The organism is Hahella chejuensis KCTC 2396, from assembly GCF_000012985.1.
Taxonomy (GTDB): Bacteria; Pseudomonadota; Gammaproteobacteria; order Pseudomonadales; family Oleiphilaceae; genus Hahella; species Hahella chejuensis.
This window is the reverse complement of sequence record NC_007645.1, coordinates 4,689,115-4,713,700: the sequence shown is the minus strand read 5'-3', so window position 1 is coordinate 4,713,700 and position 24,586 is coordinate 4,689,115. Positions and strand designations below refer to the sequence as shown.

Here is a 24,586-nt window from a genome sequence, read left to right as displayed (position 1 = left end):
GTCGAGCGCAGTCATTGACTGGACTGCAGCGGAGCGCGAGGGTCGGGAAAAAGACAAAAACCGCCCCCGGGGCGCATACAAGCCGAGGCAGTTTGGGTAACATAACAAAAACGCTTGATTAAGGGCATGTATGGAACAGTTTCGTAATATCGGTTTGCTGGGCCGGATGGGCAGCGTACAGGTGGTGGAGACGCTGAAGCGGCTCAAAAACTATCTGGTCGGCGAAGGTTACGCGGTGATCCTGGAAGAAGCTACCGCAGCGGTGTTGCCAGGGCATAACGTGCAGGTGTCCAGCAAGAAAATGCTGGGAGAAATCTGCGACCTGGTGATTGTGGTCGGCGGCGACGGCAGTTTGCTGGGCGCTGCGCGTGCGCTGGCGGGCTGTAATGTGCCGGTGCTCGGCGTCAATCGCGGCAGGTTGGGCTTTCTCACTGATATTACGCCGACGGAAATGGAGCCCCAGCTGGCGGAAGTGCTGTCCGGGAAGTATGTCGAAGAATCCCGCTTTCTGTTAGACGCCTACGTTAAGCGCAATGGCGAACCTGTCGGCTACGGCTGCGGACTGAATGACATTGTGCTGCATCCTGGTAAATCCACCCGGATGATCGGCTTCGACCTTTATATCGAAGGGCAGTTCGTCAACAGCCAGCGTTCCGACGGCTTGATCGTTTCCACGCCAACCGGGTCTACAGCGTATGCGCTGTCTGCAGGCGGGCCGATCATGCACCCGCGTCTGGACGCTATCGTGCTGGTACCCATGTTTCCCCATACCCTGAGCAGCCGCCCGATTGTGGTGGACGGCAACAGCGAAATTAAGATTATCATCGGCGATTACAACCAAACCTATCCTCATGTCAGTTGTGATGGACAGACGCATGTCACCTGCGCGCCGGGCGATACGGTCACGATTTGCAAGAAGCCGCAGAAGCTGCGTCTGATTCATCCCATGAACCATAATTTCTATCAGATCTGCCGGGATAAACTGGGCTGGTCAAGCAGTAGAGATCAGGGAGGGCAGTAGTCTAATGTCCGAGAGCCAGAAGTACCGAGGCTTTGACTTCATCGGCGACGTCCATGGATGCGCCAAAACGCTGGAGGCATTGCTGGAGAAGCTCGACTACCGGAAGATTAACGGCGTATACACGCATAAGCATCGTCAGGCGATTTACGTGGGCGATATTGTCGACCGAGGTCCACGCATCCGCGAAGCGCTACATATTGTGCGGGATATGGTGGAGCATGGCGGCGCGCGCATTGTCATGGGGAATCATGAGTACAACGCCCTGGGCTATTGCACCCGGGCGCGTCCGGGCAGCGCTCATACCTATTTGCGTGAGCATACGCCCCGTCATGAGCGTTTGATTCGGGAAACGCTGGATCAGTTCGCCAATTATGGCCATGAATGGAACGAGTTTCTTGAGTGGTTCATGACGCTGCCGTTGCTGATTGACGACCAGAGTTTCCGCGTTGTGCACGCCTGCTGGGATCATGAATTGATTTCCCAGTTTCTGGAGCATCACCCCGATGGCCTTATTACGGAAGACTTTCTACATGCCTCCACCGTGCGCGACAGTTTTGCCGGCCATGTGATGGACCGGTTGTTGCGCGGCACGGATATGAAACTCCCGGATGGTATGTCTATTCGCAGCAGCGACGGCTTCGTGCGCACCGCATTCCGCACCAAATTCTGGAAGGCGGAGCCTGAAACCTACGGCGACGTAGTGTTTCAGCCGGACGCTCTGCCTGACGAAGTGGCGGAAAGACGTCTGTCGGAGCGGGAGCGGCGCATGCTGCTGTTTTATGGCCTGGAAGAGCCGCCGTTGTTCGTTGGACATTACTGGCTGCAAGGCGCGCCGCGTCCCATTCGTCCCAATATCGCCTGTCTGGATTACAGCGCAGTGAAGTATGGCAAGTTGGTGGCCTATCGACTCGAAGCGGGAGATCGCAAGCTGACTGCGGACAACTTTGTCTGGGTCGATGTCATGCGTGAAGCAGGGGGCGCCGCCGGGCGCTAAGTGCATGGAAAAAGTTTGCGATATCCCAATCGAAGAAGATATTGAGTCGCTGTATCGCTATCTGCGCAGCAGGGGCGTTGCGATATGGGTCACCGAGAATGAAGGGCGGCAGGAAATATGGGTTAAAGATCCCGCCGCCAAGCCTGTTGTGTTGGATTGCTATCAACGTTTCAAAGAAGACCCTGGCGTTCGTGAGCGGTTGGGAGAGGTTGTAAGCGCGCAACCACGCCCCAAGGGTTCCAGTCTGGCGATGCAGTTAAAGCCTTTTCCCTGCATCGCCTGGTTGTTGCTGACGATACTGGTGGCGGCCTTGTACACTGGCTTTGGCGATTTCCAGAGCAGTCGTTATTTCTTCATCATTGATCGTGTTCAGCTGCCTTCCGGGGACCTGTCTTCTCGCGTTCAGTCCTTGCTGTTTACGTTGCAAAAAGGAGAGTGGTGGCGTTTGCTGTCTCCCGCATGGTTGCACTTGGGGCTGGCGCACTGGCTGTTTAACTCCCTTGCGTTGTGGATATTTGGCCGGACCTTGGAGGTCTTGTTCAGTCGTGGCGGATTCGTTTCGTTTATTCTGGGGGCGGCTGTAGTGAGCAACTTCGCTCAGTATTTGGTGGCGGGGCCGGCGTTTGGCGGCTTTTCCGGCGTCGCCTATGCCTTGGTTGGCGCGCACGCGGCGGGGTGGGCGTTAGCGCCGAGTATGCGGATGTGGGCGCCTTCCGCGATGGTGATTTTCAGTATTGTGTGGATGTTGGCGGGTATGCTGGGCGTCTCTGATCAATTTGGCGTTTCGTTCGCCAATACCGCGCACTTCGTCGGCTTTTGGTTTGGCTTGACGTCAATGGCGTTGTGGCTAAAAACAAGTGGAAAAAAAGATGGGGAAGGCATCAACGGAGTATAACGGTTAAACCAAGTTGCAGAGCTGGTTTAGCCAGCCTCCGTTGATGCGCATCCCCCAAGTAGCTGTGAATACTCTGATGAGAGCTGTGTGGGATCAAACACACAATGCAAATGATAATGATTATCATTTGTAAGTCAACACTTTTTCACCAGAATTTTATTGAAATGTCGGATCGCCCTTATGTTATAGTCCGCAACATTGTGCTGGAGACCCCTTATGTCCTTTGAAAATGCAGTAAAAAACCTGACTCCGGAGATCTATGAGGCGATGAAGACAGCCTTGGAGTTGGGCAAGTGGCCGGACGGCAAAAAGTTATCAATGGAACAGAAAGAGCTCTGCATGGAGGCGCTCATCACCTACGAAATTTCCCATAATGTGCCTGAAGAGCAACGGGTGGGGTATATAGAAAGAGACCGGCCGACGCCTTGCGCCTTGAAAGCGGCCGCGGCTGAATCTTCTTCTGGCGTATGGGCGCCGGAAAGCGGCGTCGTCAAGCATTGATTGAAGCTTCGCCTCCGTCGTGACGGGAGCGCGCGTTTCGACAATAACAATAATTGAGAGATGAATTTAGAACCAAGGGGACTCACTTGAGGGAAGTAGCTCAAGGCTGTCTGGAGAAAATGTTCAGCCAGCTCGATAACCCCGTCAACTACAGTCTGGTGGTTGGCGATGAACGGGTGGAGTTGAATCCTCTGCTCGGCAAATCACTTCAGATTAAATTCAGCGGTAAGATTGTCTGCAATCATTGCGGCCGCTCGACGAAAAAGAGCTTCAGTCAGGGGTTCTGTTTTCCCTGCTTCAAAAAACTGGCGCGTTGCGACAGCTGCATTATGAGTCCGGAAAAATGCCACTTTTTCGCCGGCACCTGTCGGGAGCCTGAGTGGGGGGAAACCCACTGTATGGTTCCCCATGTGGTGTATCTGGCCAACTCATCAGGAGTGAAAGTCGGCATCACTCGTAAAACTCAAATACCTACGCGCTGGATTGATCAGGGCGCAACACAGGCTCTCCCCATCATGGAAGTCACCACGCGACGAATGTCAGGCTTGGTGGAGGAGGTGTTTCGCCAGTCGGTGACGGATAGAACTAACTGGCGCGCGATGCTCAAGGGCGATCCTGAGCCATTGGATATGATTGCGGAAAGAGATCGTTTACTGGCGGAGCTGGAAAGTTCGCTTGAAGGCTTACGACGTGCAGAAGGCGCGGATAGTATGGAAATTTTAACCTCTGCGGATGTGGTCGACATCGCTTTCCCGGTGATGCAGTATCCGCAGAAGGTGGTTAGTCTAAACCCGGAAAAAGAGCCGGAAGTTAGTGGTACATTACTTGGTATCAAAGGACAGTATCTGATTTTGGATACTGGCTGCATTAACGTTCGCAAATTTACATCATACGAAGTTTCAGTCGCCGCTTGAGCGCATATGGAAGCTCGCCTACGGAACACTTGAGCATAATTACTATGAAAGAAAGTCAACCTCGCACTATTTACCTGAAAGATTATCGCAAACCGGACTTTTTGATCGACGCCACGGACCTGAACTTCCAGCTTTATGAAGACGGGGCCCGAGTCACCTCGCAGCTGCATATCAGACGTAACCCTGACGCCGATGCGTTTCGTGATGTTCTGGAGTTGGATGGCGTTGAGTTGCAGCTGGAGCGCTTGCTGCTGGATGGGCGCACGCTGAACCCGGATGAGTATCAGCTGGACGATGAGACGCTCAGACTGGAGCGTTTGCCCAAGCAGTTTGTGCTGACCGTGGTAACCTGGATCAAGCCGCAGGAAAACACTTGTCTGGAAGGACTGTATCGCTCCAGCTCCATGTTCTGCACTCAGTGCGAGGCGGAAGGCTTTCGTCGCATTACCTATTATCTGGATCGCCCGGATGTGATGTCCTCTTTTACTACCACCATCGAAGCGGAGAAGAGCCGTTATCCTGTGCTGCTGTCCAACGGCAACCCTGTCGCCTCTGGCGAGAGCGGAGATCGCCATTGGGTGAAATGGGAAGACCCTTTCAAGAAACCCTGCTATCTGTTCGCGTTGGTCGCTGGCGACTTGGAGTGGGTGGAAGACAGCTTCACAACCATGAGCGGTCGCGAAGTGCAGCTGCGTATCTATGTTGAGCCGCAGGACCTGAATAAGTGCAGCCACGCCATGGACTCTCTCAAGCGCTCCATGACTTGGGACGAAGAGGTGTATGGTCGCGAGTACGACCTGGATATTTTCAATATTGTCGCCGTCAGCGACTTCAATATGGGCGCGATGGAAAACAAAGGGTTGAACATCTTCAACTCTTCCTGCGTGCTGGCGAACCCAGAGACCTCCACAGACAGCGCATTCCAGCGTATAGAAGCGATTGTCGCGCATGAGTACTTCCATAACTGGTCCGGCAACCGGGTGACCTGTCGTGACTGGTTTCAGTTGAGCCTGAAGGAAGGTTTCACTGTATTCCGTGACGCGGAGTTTTCTGCGGATATGCACTCGCGCGCTGTGAAACGAATTGAAGATGTCGCCCTGCTGCGTACTATGCAATTCGCCGAGGACGCAGGCCCTATGTCGCATCCGGTGCGTCCGGACTCCTACATGGAGATCTCCAACTTTTATACGCTGACCGTGTATGAGAAGGGCAGTGAAGTCGTGCGCATGTTGCACACGCTGCTGGAGCCGGAGAAGTTTCGCGAAGGCTCTGACTTGTACTTCTCCCGCTTTGATGGTCAGGCGGTGACTACTGACGACTTCGTCGCCTGTATGGAGGAAGTCAGCGGCCAGGACTTTACTCAGTTCAAGCGTTGGTACAGCCAGTCCGGTACTCCGGTATTGACGGTGACGGATCATTATGACGCTGAGACAAGCGAGTATCGACTCGACGTCAAGCAAAGCTGCCCTCCCACGCCGGGGCAGCAGGAAAAACAGCCGTTCCAGATTCCACTGGCGGTTGGCTTGCTGGACGGCTCTGGCAAAGACATGCCACTGACGCTGAAAGCAGGGCAGGGCGACGCATCCGGCGCGGATGGCGACCTCACGCGCAATATACTGGTGCGGGAGTCTGAGCAGAGCTTTGTATTCACCGGGGTGACGGAAAAACCAACGCCTTCGCTGTTGCGCAGTTTCTCTGCGCCAGTGCGCTTGAACTATCCCTACGACAGAAATCAGCTCACCTTCCTCATGTCTTTCGACAGCGACGGCTTCAACCGTTGGGACGCGGGGCAGAAGCTGGCTGTTTCTGTCTTCAATGAATTGATAAACGCTGAACTGAAAGGCGAGCAGGTCGACATCGACGAGCGCTACATTGACGCAATGCGTCAAGTATTGCTGGATGACAAGGGCGATCACGCCATGCTGGCGAAGATGGTGCAGGTTCCTGGCGTATCTTTACTGGCGGAGCAGGCTGAGGTGGTTCATGTCGACGCCATTCTCAATGCCCGTCAACGCGTGCATGAGCGAATCGGCGCTTCTTTGTCGGAGCTGTTGTTGAGTAAATATCGCCAACTGCATGCGCAATCCGGCAATGCGTTAGATAGCGTTTCCATGGGCTTGCGCGCCTATAAGAACGCCTGTTTGATGCTGCTCGCGCAAGGTGGCGCGCAAGAGTCCGTCGCCTTGGCGAAGTTGCAGATGCAGCAGGCGCAAACTATGACGGACGAGTTCGGCGCTTTAGCTGCTTTGGTGAACGGTCCTGATATTGAAGCGGCGCAGTCTGCTTTGGCCGACTTCCTGTGTAAGTGGAAGAAAGATCAGCTGGTCATGGAACAGTGGTTCAGCGTGCAGGCGGCCAGTGAGCGCCATGGCGCATTGGACAGCATCCAGGCTTTGACGGCGCATGAGTTGTTCTCTGAGCGTAATCCAAACAAGGTTCGCTCAGTTATCGGAACTTTCGGCGGTCAGAACTGGAGGCATTTTCATGCAGCGGATGGCTCCGGCTATCGTTTCCTGCGCGAATGGATCATTAAGATGGACGGCTTGAACCCGCAAATCGCTTCGCGTCTGCTAACCCCTCTGACTCGCTGGCGCAAATTAGAGCCGCAGCGTTCTGCGCTCATGCAAAAAGAGTTGCAGGAAATCATGGCGCACCCCGGCCTGTCCAGAGATGCGTACGAAGTGGTGTCAAAAAGTCTGAAATAGGCGTAATTTGTAGAGAAAATGTCGATAAAAGTTGGCTAAGTGCCGGAGGAATAGACAAAATTTGTTGCTAAACTAAGCTTTTACATACAATAAAGCCCTGTTGAAGCAGAGCAAAATAAGAATAAAGCAGGAGGGGACCTCTAAGTCCGGCGCTCAATCACTCAGCTGAGCGCTGCGTCCGCCGAAAGAGTCGTTCAATAATCCAGCTGTCTTCGATTAGGAATAAGAGTATCTATGATGCAGAATAAAAAAATACTGCTTGGAAGCTTGTTGCTGTTTTCCTTTTACGCCGCCTGCGCAGGGGCGGCTGTAAGTCCCACTGAAGCCAAAAAACTAACGGGAGAGCTCACTCCTTTTGGCGCAATCCGCGAAGGTAACGGCGCGGATATCCCCCGCTGGGAAGGGGGGATCGCCCAGCCGCCGAAAGAATATCAACGCGAGGGGCAGCACCATCCTGACCCCTTCAAAGAAGATAAGCCTAAAGAGACGATTACCGCGCAGAACTTCACCCAGTACGAAAAATACTTGAGCGAAGGGCTGAAGGCGCTATTCAAGACCTATCCCACCACATTCAAGATTCCGCTGTATGTCACCCGACGTTCACACTCTGCGCCGGATTGGGTGAATCAGAATACCTACGAGAACGCCGTTAACGCAGAGTTGACTAAAGATGGAAATGGCGTGACTGGCGCTTATGGCGGCATACCGTTCCCTGTCCTGCACGGTTCGAACGAACGTAAGGCGCTGCAGGCTGTCTGGAACCACCTTACCCGCTGGCGCGGCGTTTTCGTCACCCGTCGCGCATCGGAAACCGCGGTGCAGCGCAACGGCGAGTTCAGTCTGGTCAACTCTCAGCAGGAGGTATTCTGGAATTTTTATAATCCGGAAGGCAGCGAGAAGGATCTGAAGAATATCCTTTTTTATTATCTATCCTTCACCATTTCCCCTGCGCGTCTTGCCGGTGGCGCGGTGCTGGTCCATGAAACCCTCGATCAGGTGAAAGAGCCCCGACAGGCATGGGGCTATAACGCTGGACAAAGGCGCGTCAGAAGGGCTCCGAATCTGGCCTATGACTCGCCCATCGCCGCCTCGGATAATCTGCGTACGGCGGACGACACGGATATGTACAACGGCGCCCCGGATCGATACGACTGGAATTATCTGGGGTTGAAGGAAATGTATATCCCCTACAACAGCTATCAAATATCACAGGCTGGTTTGAAGTATGCGGATGTGCTGGGCGTTTCCCATATCAATCCTGACTACACCCGCTTTGAAAAGCACCGCGTGCATGTGGTTGAGGCTAAACTCAAGGCGGGCGAGCGGCATATTTATTCCCGGCGCGTATTTTATATCGATGAGGACAGCTGGAATATCGCCTTGGTGGACCAATACGATGGTCGTGGAGAACTATGGCGAGTCAGTATGGCGTTTCTGAAAAATTTCTACGAATTGCCTTCCACATGGACGGCGCTGGACGTGTTTTACGATTTGCAGGCGCGCCGATATCACGTACAGGGCCTCGACAGCGAGGAGCGCTCCACGCGGGTGTTCACCAATGAGGTTCCAGACCGCCGTTACTTCAGTCCGCAATCGCTGCGGCGGCGCGGCATACGCTAGTGCGCTTGCAGTTGGCGCGATAGCGGCTAATTTTTAAGGGGCGTCGTGAGGCGCAATGTGTAAAAGGAAGAAGTGGGCGTAGACAGTGATGGGCTCAGAAAAAGGCAGGAATAAATGAAGTTAACGACGGTTCTGCGGAAAATGACGTTCGCGTGCGCGTTATGTGCGTCGCTGAACTCTCCTTGGGCGCTGGCGGGGGATGTGCTTAGCACCCCGGCAATGAAAACTGAGCTGGCTCCGTCCACGTTGCTGGTGGATGTGGCGAAGGCCGGCGACCGCCTGGTGGCGGTTGGGCAGCGGGGGCATATCATTTATTCAGATGATCAGGGCGGAAGCTGGACTCAGTCCAACTCCCCTGTATCGACATTATTGACCTCTCTGTATTTTGTTGACGCCAAGCAAGGTTGGGCGGTGGGCCATGGCGCAGTGGTGCTGCATACCGAAGACGGCGGCGTCAATTGGAGTAAGCAGTTTGACGGTTTCGCCGCGAATGAGATGGTTATCGCTCAGGCGCAAAAGCGCGTGGCGAATTTGAAGGAGCAGCTGGAGACGGCGCCGGAAGAAGAGGCGTCGGATCTGGAATATCAACTGGAAGACGCTAACTTCGCTCTTGAGGACGCCATGGCGGATGCGGAAGTCGGGCCGGGTAAACCCTTGCTCGACGTTTGGTTTAAAAACGCGCAAGAAGGTTTCGTTGTTGGCGCCTATGGTTTCTTCTTTCATACGGAAGACGGCGGGGTCAGTTGGACCAACTGGGCGCCCAGGCTGGAAAACACCGAACGCTTTCACTTGAACGCGATTGCGCAGATCACCGGCGGAGCCATGTTTATTGTCGGTGAGGCGGGATACGTTTTCCGCTCAACGGACTTTGGCGCGACTTGGGAAACACTGGAGTCGCCCTATGACGGCTCGCTGTTCGGGGTGAGCGGCAATGGCAATGTCAATGAAGTGTTTGTATTTGGTCTGCGTGGGCATTTGTTCTATTCCCAGGACTCCGGCTCGACCTGGGAGCGGGTTGGCGTCGATGTGGAAGAGTCGCTGATAGGGGCGGCAGTGGGTGAGAACGGGCGGATGACGGTGGTGGGCAACTCCGGCGTTATGTTGTTGAGTCAGAATTTCGGCGAGGACTTTAAGGTTCACCCGCAGCCGGACCGCCAAGGTCTGTTGGGGGCGGCCTTCTTGTCTTCCGACCAATTATTGCTAGTCGGCGAGGGTGGCGTGAACGTCCTCAAAAGCATAAGCAAGCTGAACTAGCCATAGTTCGATAGCAACCCACAGTAGAACAATCAGACAGGGGAAACTTGAATGTCGAACAAGTTGCACGATCAAGGCGATCACTTCATCTTAACGCCCAAAGCCGAGCCGTGGCTGGAACGGCTGGTGTTTAACAATCGCCTGGTCATTCTTATCGCTTTCCTGGCGATTACTGTTTTCATGGCCTATAGCGCCGCCAAAATCAAGCCGGACTCCAGCTTTGAAAGGCTGATACCGCTGGAGCACCCTTACATCCAGAATATGCTTGAGAATCGGGACGATCTGGAAAATCTGGGCAATTCCATCCGCATTGCTGTAGCGGTCGAGGAGGGAGATATCTTCACCGACTCCTACATGGAGACCCTGAAGCAAATCACAGACGAGGTGTTTTATTTGCGCGGCGTGGATCGCTCCGGCGTGCGTTCTGTGTGGACCCCTAATGTGCGTTGGGTGGAGGTCACTGAAGAAGGGTTTCAAGGCGGCACAGTCATTCCTGATGGTTACAATGGCGGCCAGGAAAGTCTGGACAAGCTGCGCCAGAATATTCTGCGCTCCGGTGAGGTGGGCAGGCTGGTGGCGGACAATTTCCGCTCCGCTATTATCTATGCGCCTCTATTGGAAATCGACCCGGATACCGGGCAATCATTGAATTACGAGCAGTTTTCCCGTGATCTGGAAACCAATATCAGGGAGAAATTTCAGGCGCAGAATCCCAATGTTCGAATCTACGCGATTGGTTTCGCGAAGAAGCTGGGAGATTTGATCGAAGGAATGCGCTCCGTCGTGTTGTTCTTCCTGGTCGCCATCGTTCTCACTATCGTACTGTTGTACTGGTATTCGCGCTGTTGGTCCGGCACATTGACGCCAGTTTTTGCTTCCATTGTGGCGGTTATCTGGCAGGTGGGCATTTTGCGGCTGCTGGGATATGGGATAGACCCATACTCCATTCTGGTGCCGTTCCTGGTGTTCGCTATCGGCATCAGTCATGGCGTGCAAATCGTCAATGCGATGACCATTGAGTCAGCCCGCGGTTTTGACGCCACCACATCTGCGCGCCTGGCGTTCAGGGCGCTGTATATTCCGGGCATGCTGGCTTTGGTCAGCGATGCGATGGGGTTCCTGACGCTTCTGTTCATTAAGATCGACGTCATCAAGGATCTCGCCGTCACCGCCAGTATTGGCGTAGCGGTGATCATTGTCACCAACCTGGTGCTGCATCCCATTATTCTTTCCTATGTTGGCATCACCAAGTCCGGGGTCAAACACCAGAAGGACCGGGGCGAGGGGCGCGACCGCAAATGGCTGCGCATGTCCTATTTCGCTCATCCCTCGGTGGCGCGAGTATCTTTGTTGATCGCATTGGTCGGCGCCGGTCTGGGTATTTACTACAAGCAGGGACTGAAGATCGGCGATCTGGATAAAGGCGCTCCCGAGCTGCGCCCCGACAGCAGATACAACCGCGACAATGACTTCATTATCAACAACTACAGCACCAGCTCGGATGTAATGGTGGTGATGGTGAGGACAGATAAGGAGAAATGCTCCAGTTATCCTGTCATGAAAGCCATGGATGAGCTGCAGTGGGTGTTGGAGAACACGCCGGGCGTAGAGTCGACGGCCTCGCTGGCGACGGTCTCCAAAATCGTCACCAAAGCGCTAAATGAAGGCAACTTCAAGTGGTACGAACTGTCCCGCAATCAGCAGATTATCAACTCTTCCATCCAGCGTGCGCCATCCGGGCTGGTGAACTCTGACTGCAGCATGACGCCGTTGTTGGCTTTCCTTGAAGACCATAAAGCGGAAACCTTGCAGCGGGTAGTGGACACAGTAGAAGCTTTCTCTCGAGATAACGCCAGTGAAGACTACCAATTGCTGCTGGCGGCGGGTAACGCCGGCGTCGATGCCGCCACGAATCAGGTTATCTCTAAAGCCAAAGACCTGATGCTGGTCTTTGTTTACTCGGTGGTGAGCGTATTGTGCTTTGTCACGTTCCGTTCTATCAGGGCGGTGTTGTGCATCGTCGTGCCTCTGGGGTTGACCTCGATTCTGTGCGAGGCGCTGATGACGCAGATGGGGATCGGCATCAAAGTCGAGACCTTGCCGGTGATTGCACTGGGAGTGGGCATTGGCGTGGATTACGGCATCTATATCTACACCAAGTTTGAGCACTATATTCTTGAAGGAAAAAGCCTGCAGGATGCGTACTTCGAAACGTTGCGCTCCACAGGTAAAGCAGTCATGTTCACCGGCATTACACTGGCGATTGGCGTATGCACCTGGATATTCTCGCCCATCAAACTGCAGGCGAATATGGGGCTGCTGCTGTTCTTCATGTTCCTCTGGAACATGGTGGGCGCATTGTGGCTATTGCCGGCTTTGGCCCGTTTTCTGCTTAATCCGGAGAAGATGGTCGCCAAAGCGAGAGCTGCGGAAAGGGGCGTCTGAGACGTCAGGCGCTGTCGCCGTCCTACATCTCTGTAATGTACAGGGCCCGGTCAAGGGTCCTTCTTTGACTATAATTAATTGGTAAGCGTCTGGAATTGAATAGTAAATTGGGTGGTAATGCGGCTCGCAGGCCTGTACATCACCCAGTATACGTAAAGCAGTCTTGAAAGCAGGTACTCATCTCCCAATGCCATTGATTAACGCTATGCTGCGCTTCTTGGTTCTGAGCATTGCAGCTCTTTGCGCCACATTGACGTACTCCGCAGACACGCCCTCTCATATCAGTATCGCTACCGGCAATGAAACCGGAGTGTACTTTCCTACCGGCGGCGCCATTTGCCGGTTGGTGAATAAGTCCAGCAAGGAATACGGCTTTCGCTGTTTCGTTGAAAGCACAGACGGATCACCCTACAACCTCCGCGCGCTACGCGCTGGAGAAGTGGACTTTGCAGTTGTGCAGTCCGACTGGCAGTTTCATGCCTATCATGGCAGCAGTATTTTCAAAGAGGCCGGGCCTCATAAAGAGTTGCGCTCGGTATTCGCGATCCACCCTGAAGCTTTTACTATCGTTGCGCGCAAAGACGCCAATGTGAAAAGTTTCAAGGACTTGAAAGGCAAGCGGGTCAATGTAGGCAATGAAGGCTCCGGGCAACGGGGGACGATGGAAGTTTTGATGAACGCCTATGGCTGGTCTCTCAATGACTTCAAGTCCGCCTCCGAAATCAAGGCCATCGAACAACCGCGGGCGCTCTGCGCGGGGCAGATTGATGTGATGTTGTACATCGTCGGTCATCCAAGCGGTGCGGTGAAAGAGGCGACCACTTTATGTGACAGCGTACTGGTGTCGGTAGAGGGGGCGGAGATCGATAAACTTATCCGCGCCAATACCTACTATCGCCGCGCAGTTGTTCCCGGCGGGATGTATCGGGGCAACGAACGCGATGTGAACACCTTCGGCGTCGGAGCCACCTTTGTGACGACTGCGGCGGTTTCGGATGAGGTGGTTTACAGTGTGGTGAAGGCGGTCTTCGAGAATTTCGACCTGTTTCGACGCCTGCATCCCGCGCTGGCTAATCTGAAGAAAGAGCAGATGATCTTCGATAGTCTGACGGCGCCGCTGCATGCCGGCGCTGAAAAATACTATCGGGAAATGGGCATGATCGGTAACTGATCGAGTCCGTCATCGCAAGGCCGATCTTAGCGTCGGCGCAGTGCTTTCTTGCGGATGTTGTCCCATAACAATTGATAGGCGAGGGTGGCTGGCGACCTCGGCGCAAATACCGGCAATGGCTCGCGAAACTCCCCCATCTTCTCCACGTCGCTGCAATAAGGAACAAAGCCGATAGGCGTCTTGCCGAGCGTTTTTTTGCAACTGGCGGTGAACTCCTGATGAATGCTCTTGCGGCGATCAATCATGGTCAGTACAGGATAGAGCTTGGCCAAATCGATTTTCTTCTGCTCCATCATCTCCGTCACATGACGGTATGTTTCAAACGATAGATGGGTTGGGATCATTGTAATCAGCACCGCGTCGGCGGCTTTGAGTATGCGCAGCGCCAGCTCCGATAAAGTAGGGGGGCAGTCCAGCACCAACACGCCATAGGTTTCGCTCAGCATAGACAGCCAGGAATCGAGTTTGCCTCCGCTGACGCCGGTGAGATTGACGTCGATATTACGGTTGCTCATGTCAGACGGAATGATATCCAGACGGTCATAACCGGTTCCCTGAATCAGCTCGCCCAGCGCAAGTTTGTCCTTGATCAGCTTGCTCGCCTTCTTGCGCTTGCTGTTCTCTACCTGGAAGTACCAACTCGCCGCCGCCTGAGCGTCAAAGTCCCATAACAGTGTGGGCTGTCCGCTACAAGCGCTGAGATAAGCAATATTGACGGCAGTGGCGGTTTTTCCCACCCCGCCTTTGAGGTTGTATACCGCTATGGTTTTCATGAAGTCTGATGGCGCCTTGTTATGGTCGGCTGGGGCCTTTGGTGACCGGCGTTGACGTAATACTTCCATGGAGCGCCGGTGAATATGGACAGTCAGGCTTTGCCGACAGGGTTTTGTTATTCGGTTACTCTGTCAGAGTTATATAGGCTTTAACTGTAAAATCAAGAAACAATCGCACGCCAGGGCGCTTTTAGCGTGGTAACGCGGCGGCATAGTTGCTAGAATCTCTGCCCCTGAAATTTGTGTGCAAGTGGTCTTTGGTATGGACCACCACTGGTGAAGGATAGTTTTTTATGCCCGTAATTACATTGCCTGACGGCAGTAAGAGAGAATTTTCCAACCCTGTAACCGTACTGGATGTCGCTGCCGACATCGGTCCCGGATTGGCCAAAGCCGCCGTGGCGGGTAAAGTGGATGGAACACTGGTCGACTGCTCTCACGTTATTGATAAAGACGCCGAGCTGGCGATTGTAACGGAGCGGGACGCTGAAGGCGTGGAGGTGATCAGACACTCCAGCGCTCACTTGCTGGCGATGGCGGTGCAAAGTATTTTTCCCAGTGCACAGGTAACTATCGGCCCGGTTATCGAAGACGGCTTTTATTACGACTTTGCTTTTGAGCGTCCTTTCACGCCAGACGATCTGGTTAAGATCGAAGAAAAGATGCAGGAGCTGTCCGACGCTGACTTGCCGGTCACTCGCTCGTTGATGTCTCGTTCCGAGGCGGTAGAGCTGTTCAAGAAGATGGGTGAAGAATACAAAGTCGAAATCATCGCGAGTATTCCCACTGAAGAAAACCTGTCTTTCTATTCTCAGGGCGATTTTATTGATCTGTGTCGCGGCCCACACGTGCCCAGCACAGGCAAAATCAAAGCGTTCAAACTGACCAAAGTGGCGGGCGCATACTGGCGCGGCGATTCCAATAACGCCATGCTGCAGCGAATTTATGGCACTGCCTGGGGTAACAAGAAAGACCTCAAGGCCTATTTGCACAGAATCGAAGAAGCTGAAAAGCGCGATCACCGTAAAATCGGTAAAAAGCTGGGCCTGTTCCACATGCAGGAAGAAGCGCCAGGCATGGTGTTCTGGCACTCTGACGGCTGGACCCTGTATCAGGTCATCGAGCAATACATGCGCAAGCAGCTGCGCAAGCACGACTACAAAGAGATCAAAACGCCTCAGGTAGTCGAACGCACTTTGTGGGAGAAGTCCGGGCATTGGGAAAAGTTCCGCGACGATATGTTCACCACTCAGTCTGAAGATCGCGACTTCGCTATCAAGCCGATGAACTGTCCCTGTCATGTTCAGGTGTTCAACCAAGGTCTTCGCAGTTACCGTGATCTACCACTGCGACTGGCCGAATTCGGCTCTTGTCACCGTAATGAAGCTTCTGGTGCGCTCCACGGTCTGATGCGAGTGCGTGGTTTCACGCAGGATGACGCGCATATTTTCTGTACCGAAGAGCAGATCCAGGAAGAAGTCGGCAAGTTTATCGACTTCCTGCATGAGGTTTATGCGGATTTCGGCTTCTCTGAGATCATCTATAAGCTGTCTACTCGTCCAGAGAAGCGCGTTGGCTCAGACGAAATCTGGGATAAGTCGGAAAAAGCTCTGGCTGATGCGCTGGACGCCAAAGGCTTGCCTTGGGAAGAGCTGCCCGGTGAAGGGGCGTTTTATGGTCCGAAGGTTGAGTTTTCACTGAAAGATTGTCTGGGGCGTTTGTGGCAGTGCGGTACTGTTCAGGTGGACTTCTCCATGCCAGGCCGTTTGGGTGCGCAATACGTGTCCGATGAGCAGGTCAGAAAAACGCCAGTTATGTTGCACCGGGCGATTTTGGGCTCGTTTGAGAGATTTATTGGAATTCTTATTGAGCATTACGAAGGCGCGTTCCCTTCCTGGCTGGCGCCAACTCAGGTCGCGATCCTCAATATTACCGATAAACAAGCGGATTATTGTAAAAAAATAGGCGAAATCCTGAATGATAAAGGGTTTAGGGTGCGTCTGGACTTGAGAAACGAAAAAATCAACTATAAAATTCGCGAGCATACTTTGAACAGAGTCCCCTTTTTGGCAGTGGTCGGGGACAAAGAAGTCGAAACTCAATGTTTAGCTATCCGGACTCGTCAAGGCGAAGACCTCGGCGTGATGTCCATTTCTGCGTTTGAAGAATTGCTTCAAAATGAAGAAGCCAAACGCAGCCGTAGCTAGAAATGATTAATTAACACGGAGAAAACACGATTAAGCGCAATACGCCACAAGGCAAATCCGATCGTCCGAAAATAAATGAGAACATAACTGCTCCAGAAGTTCGGCTGATAGCATCCGACGGGAAGCAGGTCGGTATAGTTCCTATAAAAGAAGCCTTGGAAAAAGCAGAGCAGGAAGGCTTGGATTTAGTGCAGATCGCGGATTCTGACCCGGTAGTCTGCCGCATAATGGACTACGGGAAAAAGATTTTTGAAGAGAAGAAGCAGAAAGCTGCTGCCAAGAAGAAGCAGAAGCAGACGCAAGTAAAAGAAATGAAATTTCGACCAGGGACGGAAGAAGGGGATTATCAGGTAAAGCTGCGCAACCTGATACGTTTCCTAGAGCACGGGGACAAGGCCAAAGTATCCATTCGCTTTCGCGGACGGGAAATGGCCCACCAAGAGCTCGGACTGCAGTTACTGCAAAGGGTCGAGAAAGACCTGGAGGAGTTCGGCGTCGTCGAGCAAAGGCCCAAGATGGAAGGGCGTCAGGCTATGATGGTGGTAGCCCCGAAAAAGAAAAAGTAGCCTTCTCAGCAATATAGGGGCTGCTCATTTATATCTAAATGAATGCGGAGTATTCATATGCCTAAGATGAAAAGCAAAAGCTCGGCGGCGAAGCGGTTCAAAAAAACCGCTAACGGCTTTAAACACCGCCAATCCTTCACCAGTCATATTTTGACCAAGAAGAGCACTAAGCGTAAGCGTCACCTGCGTCCTAAGAAGCAAGTGAACCCTTCGGATGTTCCATTGATCAAGCGTATGCTCTGCCAGTAATTAATACGGAAGGATTGAAATATGCCTCGAGTTAAACGTGGTGTAACGGCTCGCCGTCGCCATAAGAAAGTTCTGAATCAAGCCAAGGGTTACTACGGAGCGCGTAGTCGTGTATTCCGTGTAGCCAAACAAGCGGTTATCAAAGCCGGACAATATGCTTACCGTGACCGTCGTCAGCGTAAGCGTCAATTCCGCGCACTGTGGATTGCCCGTATCAACGCCGGCGCGCGTGACAACGGTCTGTCCTATAGCCGTTTGATCGCTGGTCTGAAGCGCGCCAACGTCGAAATCGACCGTAAGGTCCTGGCGGATCTGGCTATGAACGAAAAAGCAGCGTTTGCTGCTGTAGTTCAGAAAGCTAAAGAGGCCCTGGCGTAATCTAACTTCTCAGCAAATCCTTGATTTTGTTGATTAATATTTGATAGGGGAAGGGGCTGCTCTTCCCCTATTTTTGTTTCTCGGAGCGGAAAAATGGAGAATCTTGAAGGTATTGTTGATCGCGCCAAAGACGCCGTCGCCAAGGCGGAGAGCGAACAGAGCCTTGAACAACTAAGAGTTGACTACCTTGGCAAGAAGGGGCGAATCACCCAACTTCTGAAAGAGCTGGGACGTCTTGACGCTGCGGAGAGACCTGCGGCGGGAGCAAAGATCAATGAAGCCAAGCTGTTGGTGCAAGACCTTATCAACGAAGCCAAAAGCGAGCTCTCCAGCAAAAACGAAGCGGCCAAACTGGCTGCGGAATCAATTGACGTAACCCTGCCTGGGCGTAAAGAGTCATTAGGAACTCTTCATCCTGTCACCCGGACGATGTTACGTATTGAAGATTTCTTCGCACGATCTGGTTACACAGTGGAAGAAGGTCCTGAAATCCAAGATGACTATCATAACTTCGAGGCCCTTAATATCCCGTCTCACCATCCAGCGCGCGCCATGCACGATACCTTTTACTTTGATCCGAAGACATTGCTGCGCACGCATACATCCCCCGTGCAGATTCGGGTGATGGAATCAAGCAAGCCTCCATTTCGCATGATTTGCCCTGGAAGAGTTTATCGTTGTGACTCGGATATGACTCATACTCCAATGTTCCACCAGGTCGAAGGTCTGATGGTGGATAAGCACGTCAGCTTTGCTGACCTGAAAAGTACAATCGTTGAGTTCCTCCGGGAATTCTTTGAGAAAGACCTTGAAGTGCGTTTCCGTCCTTCATACTTCCCGTTCACAGAGCCTTCCGCTGAAGTGGACATCGAGTGGGGAAGAAACGAAGACGGCTCAATTAAGTGGCTGGAAGTGATGGGCTGCGGCATGGTTCATCCTAAAGTGTTTGAAGCGGCGGGCGTCGACTCAGAAACCTATTCAGGGTTTGCCTTCGGCATGGGCGTTGAGCGATTGGCGATGCTCCGGTACGGCGTGAACGATCTGCGGATGTTTTTTGAAAACGACATGCGTTTTCTTGACCAGTTCTAACCTCAGGCGTGAATACCCCATAAAACACGGTAAGGATTAATAATAGGCTTTGTGATATGAAATTCAGTGAATATTGGTTACGAGAGTGGGTTGATCCGCAGCTGAGCTCTGAAGCGTTGGTTCAGCAAATCACCATGGCGGGCCTGGAAGTGGACGCTGCTGAGCGCGTAGCCAAGCCTTTTAGTGGAATCGTGGTGGGTGAGGTGTTGTCAGTCGAGCCTCATCCCGATGCAGATAAACTTCGCGTTTGTAAGGTATCTGATGGTCAGGAGGAGTTCCAGGTAGTTTGTGGCGCTCCTAATGTCGCTGCGGGAATGAAGGTTCCCTTCGCCAAAATTGGCGCGGTGTTGTCTGGCGACTTCAAAATTAAGAAGGCCAAGTTGCGGGGCGTAGAATCTCAGGGCATGTTGTGCTCGGAAGAGGAGCTGACGCTGGCTGAAAAGTCTGATGGCTTGATGCCGCTAGCTGCGGATGCGCCGGTTGGCGTTGACGTTCGCAGCTACTTAAAGCTGGATGATAATATTATTGATGTTGATCTGACTCCTAACCGTAGCGATTGCCTCAGCATTTTGGGCATGGCGCGGGAAGTGGCCGCTCTCAACAAGATTCCTTTTGAAGCGCCTGAGGTGAAGAAAACAGCAGCCGTTATCGACGACGTGTTCCCCGTCCGCGTTGAGGCCCCGGAAGCTTGTCCAAGATATGTCGGACGCGTTATCAAAGGCGTGGATTTGTCTGCGCCAACACCTCAATGGATGGTTGAAAAGCTGCGCCGTAGTGGTATTCGCAGCATTGACGCTGTGGTGGACGTCACTAATTTCGTAATGATTGAGTTGGGGCAGCCCATGCATGCCTTTGACCTCAACGAACTAGCGGACGGTATCGTTGTTCGTATGCCTACCCCGGGCGAGAAGTTAGTGCTGCTTGACGGTCAGGAAATAACTATTAATCCTGATACGCTGGTCATTGCGGATAATGAAAAGCCTCTTGCCTTGGCTGGCGTTATGGGGGGCGAACACAGCGGTGTTTCTGAAAAAACCAAAGATATATTCCTGGAAAGCGCGTTCTTTGCTCCTTTGCACTTAGCAGGCAAGGCGCGCTCATATGGTCTGCATACGGACTCATCTCACCGCTTTGAACGAGGCGTTGATTACGCTCATCAGGCGCGCGCTATAGAGAGAGCCACTGAGCTGTTGCTGGAGATAGTGGGCGGCCAGCCTGGTCCTGTTACTGAAATCTGCAGCAAAGAGCATTTGCCCGCCAAAGCGTTGGTGAATCTACGCCATGCGCGTGTTGATGAGTTGTTGGGGGTTCATCTTGACCGCACCAGAGTGGAGGAAATGCTGGCGAGACTGGGACTTGGCGTACATAAGGTAGCTAAGGACGGCTGGACTTTCAGTGCTCCGACCCATCGCTTTGACATCAGTATTGAGGTAGATCTGATAGAGGAAGTGGCGAGGCTGTACGGCTACAACAAGCTTCCTGTTACCGAACCTATGGCTCCATTGGGAATCAAGCCGTTGCCGGAAAGCAAGGTGTCGCTGCGTCGCTTGAAGCTACATTTGGTGTCAAGAGGGTATCAGGAAGCGATTACTTATACTTTCGTGGATCAGAAAGTGTTAAGTCTGCTGACCCCTGAGGAAGATACCATTACATTGGCGAATCCTATCGCCAGCGATATGGCTGCAATGCGTACGACTCTCTGGGCAGGGCTTTTGCAAACCGCTTTGTATAATCAAAATCGCCAACAAAATCGCATTCGCCTTTTTGAATCTGGTCTACGCTTCCTTAAGAGGGGCGGCCAAATTCAACAGGACCCGATGTTGGCGGGGCTGATAATGGGAGCCAGCATGCCGGAAGGCTGGGAAAGTAAAAAGCGCACGGTAGACTTCTACGATGTGAAGGGAGATCTGGAATCGCTTTTAGAAATTCCTGGCTGCAACTTGAGTTTCCGTAGTGCTCAGCATCCTGCCTTGCACCCTGGACAGACGGCTGAAGTGCTGAAAGACGGTCAACCTATTGGTGTGTTAGGCGCACTGCATCCCAGAATTGCTAAAACTTTGAATTTAAATGGCCCACTTTATTTATTTGAGCTATGCTTAAATTCAATAGCAGACGGGCAAGTGCCTTCTTTTAAAGGAGTTTCCCGCTTCCCGGAGATCCGAAGAGACCTTGCTATTGTAATAGATGAACAAACACCTTACGCGGATGTCGCCCTGGCTATTGCTCAGAGCGCAGGGGAGTGGCGTGTTCACCACGAGCTGTTCGATGTATATCATGGGGAATCGGTCGGTGCTGATAAGAAGAGCCTGGCCATCAGTATCGTGTGGCGCCATCCTGAAAGAACATTACGCGACGAAGAAATCACGGAGGCATTTGACAACGTGGTGAAAGAACTTGGTAATCGTTTCGGTGCGTCTTTGAGGAGTTAGTCATGGGAGCTTTAACGAAAGCAGATATGGCTGAGCGGCTTTATCAGGAAGTGGGTCTCAATAAGCGTGAAGCTAAGGAAATGGTAGAGGCCTTCTTTGACGAGGTCAGGGATGCATTAAGCCATAACGAGCAAGTAAAGCTGTCAGGATTCGGCAATTTTGACCTGAGGGACAAAAAACAGCGTCCTGGCCGTAACCCGAAGACTGGTGAGGAGATTCCTATTACCGCCAGGCGGGTTGTTACTTTTAGACCAGGTCAAAAACTAAAGGCTAAAGTAGAAGCTTATGCTGGAACCCAGTCATAACGACGAGCTCCCACCCATTCCAGGAAAACGCTACTTCACCATTGGTGAAGTTAGCGATTTATGTAGTGTAAAGGCTCACGTGCTGCGATATTGGGAGCAGGAGTTTCCTCAACTCGCCCCCGTAAAGCGGCGTGGAAACCGTCGCTATTATCAACGCCAGGATGTGTTGATGATTCGTCAGATTCGAGACCTGCTATATAATCAGGGTTACACCATCGGCGGCGCCAAGCAGAAATTGGCGGGCTCCGAAACCAAGGAAGACGCGACACAGGCCAAGCAGCTCATACGTCAGATGATTATTGAGTTAGAAGAAGTGTTGTTGGTCCTCGAAGCCTAATGGGTTTCGAGGACTGTCGCCCCAAAGTAAAAAACTGAATTATTTGGTTTTTTAGGGGTTGAAGGGTGAGGTGATTTTATCTATTATACGCACCTCTTCGAGTCGGGGCGTAGCGCAGCCTGGTAGCGCACTTGCATGGGGTGCAAGGGGTCGAGTGTTCAAATCACTCCGTCCCGACCAATTTTTCTTTATAGTATCAATAAGTTACACCACTATTTACTTGTGGTTAAATTTTAATCTTGCAAAAGATTTGCAAATGTTTTGCAAAACCTCCCGTTAAATTTCAGCTATTTTTAGGTCTGCGACGGCATTTACCCACCTAATTTAGCTGTGTCCGGAATCGTAGTTCTTCACCATCTTTTCTGAAGCCCATCCGCCCAGTTGCTTGGGGTCTTTTCCTTGGTCTTTGTACAATTTTTCACCCAGAGCACGTATCTCATGAAAGGTGGGCTTCTCACCTTCTTGATAATTTTCGTACAGTCCAACTTGAGAATCCCTGATTGACTTGAACTCTCTTGAGATCATATCGGGTAGCACTTGGGTCCAGTGTTTGGACTTTATCCGTTTGAATTTTCTTTGCGGCCTCCTGTTTATTATGAAGGGGCTGGGGATGTCTGTGCGGCATCTTTTTAGGACCTCTTGAAGTTGCTCTCCTATTTCTATTCTCAAATATCCCGTGTCGTGTTTTTTTGTTTTCTCTTGGATTACATACAGGTATCCGTCCTTAATATCTTCGAATTTCATCTTCGATATATCTTCTCGTCGCTGAAGGGTCAGCAAAGCTAAATCCATCGCATTTTTCATCCATGCTGGAGCATGAAATCTAATGCGTTTATATTCTTCTAGAGGCTGTTATTAACCCGCTCAATTCATAGACACCCCTGATGCCGCCAATGCCTTCATCGCCGTCGGTAGCATCAGGCACACGAATGCAATGAAGTGAAAGCCCGCCAGTACGGTCGACAGACGCTCATAATCCCGGCTCAACCGCCGAAAGCGCGCCATCCAGCCAAAGCTGCGTTCCACCACCCAACGCCGCGGCAGCAAAATAAAGCCCTTCTTCGCCTCAGTGTGCTTAACCACCTCTAACCGAATGCCATGCTGTTCGGCTTGCCGGGCCGCCGATTCGCCGGTATAGCCTTGATCGACGAAGGCCACTTCCACCGACTCGCCCGTCACTTTCTGCACCTGCTCAGCCAGAGCCGCCACCTGATCCCGGTCCTGCTCGTTAGCAGGTGTGATCCGCAACGCCAGCAACTGCCCCAGCGTATCGACCGCCAGATGCACTTTTGAACCCTTGAGGCGCTTGGCTCCATCGTAACCGGCGCGCGCCCCGCTTTCCGGTGTCGACTGCAAAGTCCGGCTGTCGAGGATCATGGCGCTGGGCTGGGCGTTGCGCTTGTCAGCAATCCGGATCAACTCGCGCAAATCATGCAACAAGGCTTCAAACACGCCCGCGTCAATCCAGCGGCGGGTTTGCTGATACACGACCTGCCAGGGCGGCAGGTCGTGCGGCATCTGGCGCCAAAGCAAACCGCCCCGGGCAATATAGCGCAGGGCGTTAAAGACCTCGCGCAAGTCATGCACGCTGCGCGGAAGATTCGGGCATCAGCGCCAGATAGGGCGCTACAAAAGCCCATTCTTCATCGCTGACATCGGTTGGATAAGGTTTTCGAGTGATCGTCTGCACCCACAAATGATAACCGAATCAACCGCTCCTGATAGCCACTGCGTGGCAAGACGATCGAAAAATATTCGAATGTTCAGAAATTGTTCGGGTTAATAACAGCCTCTAGAGTTTCCTTGCATGTTCCATGTGGTAATTCTCACGAGGTTCCTCCTAAAGCTTTCTCGCAATTGGGTTTTAAAGAGCGCGCAGCGTAGGTTGTTTTTTAAAAGGAGTATCCGTGAATTCCAATACTAATCAATAAATTAGGGCTGGTTTGGGGGCTGTTTGGAGGGTGTTGCGAAACCTGTTCCCGCAACGAAGGAGGTATCTACGTATTGGTGTTTTTCACAAATCAAATAGCGTTCGCTTTCTGGCCAGATCTTCTCCAGTAACACCCTGGCAAGCTCTATAAAATCGCGGGTATCGTCAGAAGGAAAAGGCAGCTTTCCGGCTGATGCGTTGGAGTTCCAGCATTTAAGGTGCTGACTGATATCGTCCGGTCGACATAGAATACATGCTAGAAAGGTCGTTAGTAGCTATGATGAAAATGTCGTTCTAAGGCTTATAGAAACGTAATTGCTATGAATAAATTTCTAATCACTCTTTTGCTTGCTTTCACATTGTCGGCTTGTGATAACGACCTGTACAACGAACTTTTTCGTAACCCATATATGGTTGACGTGGCCGAAGGAGTGAAGCTAGACCAGGAATGGAAGAAGTTTTCTCCTAAGTCTCCCTTGGAAATTATTAACCAAAGACAGTGGGTTACGATTGGGTTTGAAGGGGCTGAGAAATGGGATTTTATAAAGGATGGCATGGAGTCGATAGGGCTCGTAGATCAAGATGATAATCCTATAAAAATAGACGTAAAGATAATTACTCTAGATGGGCGAGAGTTTCGTCTCGCTGAAAGTTCAATATCTTCCTTTATAGCATTCGGGATTTATAGTACTAAGTTGCCAAAGGATACAGAGGTTTCAACAATATATATTAGGTCGAGCAGAGCTATTGCTGACGCTAATATTGGGTGGCTTTGCACTACTGGTAAGTAAGAGCGGTTATGG

Annotated in this window: 21 protein-coding genes, 1 tRNA gene and 1 pseudogene; 20 read left to right on the top strand and 3 right to left on the bottom strand. The window is 52.1% G+C overall.

All coding sequences use genetic code 11. The annotated features are described in order from the left end of the window. Positions 1 to 130: 130 nt before the first annotated feature. From HCH_RS20560 to HCH_RS20515, 10 genes are all read left to right on the top strand, one after another. The gene (locus tag HCH_RS20560) at positions 131 to 1,021 is read left to right on the top strand and encodes an NAD(+) kinase (protein ID WP_011398358.1); all 891 of its coding nucleotides are present in this window, start codon (positions 131 to 133) and stop codon (positions 1,019 to 1,021) included. 4 nt (positions 1,022 to 1,025) lie between these two features. Beyond that, the gene (locus tag HCH_RS20555; protein ID WP_011398357.1) at positions 1,026 to 2,015 is read left to right on the top strand and encodes a metallophosphoesterase; all 990 of its coding nucleotides are present in this window, start codon (positions 1,026 to 1,028) and stop codon (positions 2,013 to 2,015) included. Between the two features lie 4 nt (positions 2,016 to 2,019). Beyond that, positions 2,020 to 2,910 carry a rhomboid family intramembrane serine protease gene (locus tag HCH_RS20550; protein WP_011398356.1) on the top strand — a complete coding sequence of 297 codons (891 nt, stop codon included), beginning with the start codon at positions 2,020 to 2,022 and terminating at the stop codon, positions 2,908 to 2,910. Between the two features lie 216 nt (positions 2,911 to 3,126). Next, positions 3,127 to 3,411: a YeaC family protein gene (locus HCH_RS20545; RefSeq protein ID WP_011398355.1), complete on the top strand. Its 285-nt coding sequence runs from the start codon at positions 3,127 to 3,129 to the stop codon at positions 3,409 to 3,411. Between the two features lie 86 nt (positions 3,412 to 3,497). Beyond that, entirely contained in the window at positions 3,498 to 4,325 is an 828-nt protein-coding gene (locus tag HCH_RS20540) for a DUF2797 domain-containing protein (protein WP_011398354.1), read from the top strand. A 44-nt stretch (positions 4,326 to 4,369) separates the two neighbouring features. Next, positions 4,370 to 7,030 carry an aminopeptidase N gene (gene pepN / locus HCH_RS20535; protein WP_011398353.1) on the top strand — a complete coding sequence of 887 codons (2,661 nt, stop codon included), beginning with the start codon at positions 4,370 to 4,372 and terminating at the stop codon, positions 7,028 to 7,030. A gap of 234 nt (positions 7,031 to 7,264) precedes the next feature. Then, positions 7,265 to 8,650 carry a DUF1329 domain-containing protein gene (locus HCH_RS20530; protein ID WP_011398352.1) on the top strand — a complete coding sequence of 462 codons (1,386 nt, stop codon included), beginning with the start codon at positions 7,265 to 7,267 and terminating at the stop codon, positions 8,648 to 8,650. A gap of 114 nt (positions 8,651 to 8,764) precedes the next feature. Then, positions 8,765 to 9,904, top strand: a complete 1,140-nt coding sequence (locus HCH_RS20525) for a WD40/YVTN/BNR-like repeat-containing protein (RefSeq protein ID WP_011398351.1) — start codon at positions 8,765 to 8,767, stop codon at positions 9,902 to 9,904. Positions 9,905 to 9,955: 51 nt separating this feature from the next. Then, positions 9,956 to 12,349: an efflux RND transporter permease subunit gene (locus HCH_RS20520; RefSeq protein ID WP_011398350.1), complete on the top strand. Its 2,394-nt coding sequence runs from the start codon at positions 9,956 to 9,958 to the stop codon at positions 12,347 to 12,349. Between the two features lie 187 nt (positions 12,350 to 12,536). Beyond that, on the top strand, positions 12,537 to 13,520 hold the full coding sequence (locus tag HCH_RS20515) for a TAXI family TRAP transporter solute-binding subunit (protein WP_011398349.1): 984 nt from the start codon (positions 12,537 to 12,539) through the stop codon (positions 13,518 to 13,520). Positions 13,521 to 13,546: 26 nt separating this feature from the next. On the opposite strand, the gene HCH_RS20510 is transcribed toward HCH_RS20515, so the two are convergent. Continuing rightward, positions 13,547 to 14,293 (bottom strand): ParA family protein, encoded by a 747-nt coding sequence (locus HCH_RS20510; protein ID WP_041598833.1) that lies wholly within the window; start codon positions 14,291 to 14,293, stop codon positions 13,547 to 13,549. Between the two features lie 293 nt (positions 14,294 to 14,586). Here HCH_RS20510 and thrS point away from each other — a divergent pair, with 293 nt between their 5' ends. The 9 genes from thrS (at position 14,587) to HCH_RS20465 (ending at position 22,033) form a co-directional block, all read left to right on the top strand. Then, positions 14,587 to 16,500 (top strand): threonine--tRNA ligase, encoded by a 1,914-nt coding sequence (gene thrS / locus HCH_RS20505; RefSeq protein ID WP_011398347.1) that lies wholly within the window; start codon positions 14,587 to 14,589, stop codon positions 16,498 to 16,500. A gap of 29 nt (positions 16,501 to 16,529) precedes the next feature. Then, positions 16,530 to 17,066: a translation initiation factor IF-3 gene (gene infC / locus HCH_RS20500; protein ID WP_083769803.1), complete on the top strand. Its 537-nt coding sequence runs from the start codon at positions 16,530 to 16,532 to the stop codon at positions 17,064 to 17,066. A 57-nt stretch (positions 17,067 to 17,123) separates the two neighbouring features. After that, positions 17,124 to 17,315 carry a 50S ribosomal protein L35 gene (gene rpmI / locus HCH_RS20495; RefSeq protein ID WP_011398345.1) on the top strand — a complete coding sequence of 64 codons (192 nt, stop codon included), beginning with the start codon at positions 17,124 to 17,126 and terminating at the stop codon, positions 17,313 to 17,315. Positions 17,316 to 17,336: 21 nt separating this feature from the next. Beyond that, positions 17,337 to 17,693 carry a 50S ribosomal protein L20 gene (gene rplT / locus HCH_RS20490; protein ID WP_011398344.1) on the top strand — a complete coding sequence of 119 codons (357 nt, stop codon included), beginning with the start codon at positions 17,337 to 17,339 and terminating at the stop codon, positions 17,691 to 17,693. A 93-nt stretch (positions 17,694 to 17,786) separates the two neighbouring features. Further along, positions 17,787 to 18,782 carry a phenylalanine--tRNA ligase subunit alpha gene (pheS, locus tag HCH_RS20485; protein WP_011398343.1) on the top strand — a complete coding sequence of 332 codons (996 nt, stop codon included), beginning with the start codon at positions 17,787 to 17,789 and terminating at the stop codon, positions 18,780 to 18,782. Positions 18,783 to 18,838: 56 nt separating this feature from the next. Beyond that, positions 18,839 to 21,211 (top strand): phenylalanine--tRNA ligase subunit beta, encoded by a 2,373-nt coding sequence (pheT, locus tag HCH_RS20480; protein ID WP_011398342.1) that lies wholly within the window; start codon positions 18,839 to 18,841, stop codon positions 21,209 to 21,211. A 2-nt stretch (positions 21,212 to 21,213) separates the two neighbouring features. Next, the gene (gene ihfA, locus HCH_RS20475; RefSeq protein WP_011398341.1) at positions 21,214 to 21,516 is read left to right on the top strand and encodes an integration host factor subunit alpha; all 303 of its coding nucleotides are present in this window, start codon (positions 21,214 to 21,216) and stop codon (positions 21,514 to 21,516) included. Then, positions 21,497 to 21,853, top strand: coding sequence for a MerR family transcriptional regulator (locus HCH_RS20470; protein WP_011398340.1), 357 nt, complete (start codon positions 21,497 to 21,499; stop codon positions 21,851 to 21,853). The genes ihfA and HCH_RS20470 overlap by 20 nt, the downstream gene beginning before the upstream one ends. Before the next feature lie 103 nt (positions 21,854 to 21,956). Beyond that, positions 21,957 to 22,033: transfer RNA gene (locus HCH_RS20465), tRNA-Pro, on the top strand. Between the two features lie 144 nt (positions 22,034 to 22,177). On the opposite strand, the gene HCH_RS20460 is transcribed toward HCH_RS20465, so the two are convergent. Beyond that, positions 22,178 to 22,657: a tyrosine-type recombinase/integrase gene (locus HCH_RS20460; protein WP_011398339.1), complete on the bottom strand. Its 480-nt coding sequence runs from the start codon at positions 22,655 to 22,657 to the stop codon at positions 22,178 to 22,180. A gap of 60 nt (positions 22,658 to 22,717) precedes the next feature. Further along, positions 22,718 to 23,534, bottom strand: a pseudogene (locus HCH_RS20455) (IS5 family transposase). A 569-nt stretch (positions 23,535 to 24,103) separates the two neighbouring features. On the opposite strand from HCH_RS20455, the gene HCH_RS20450 reads away from it, so the two are divergent. Further along, entirely contained in the window at positions 24,104 to 24,574 is a 471-nt protein-coding gene (locus tag HCH_RS20450; protein ID WP_011398337.1) for a hypothetical protein, read from the top strand. Positions 24,575 to 24,586 lie beyond the last annotated feature (12 nt).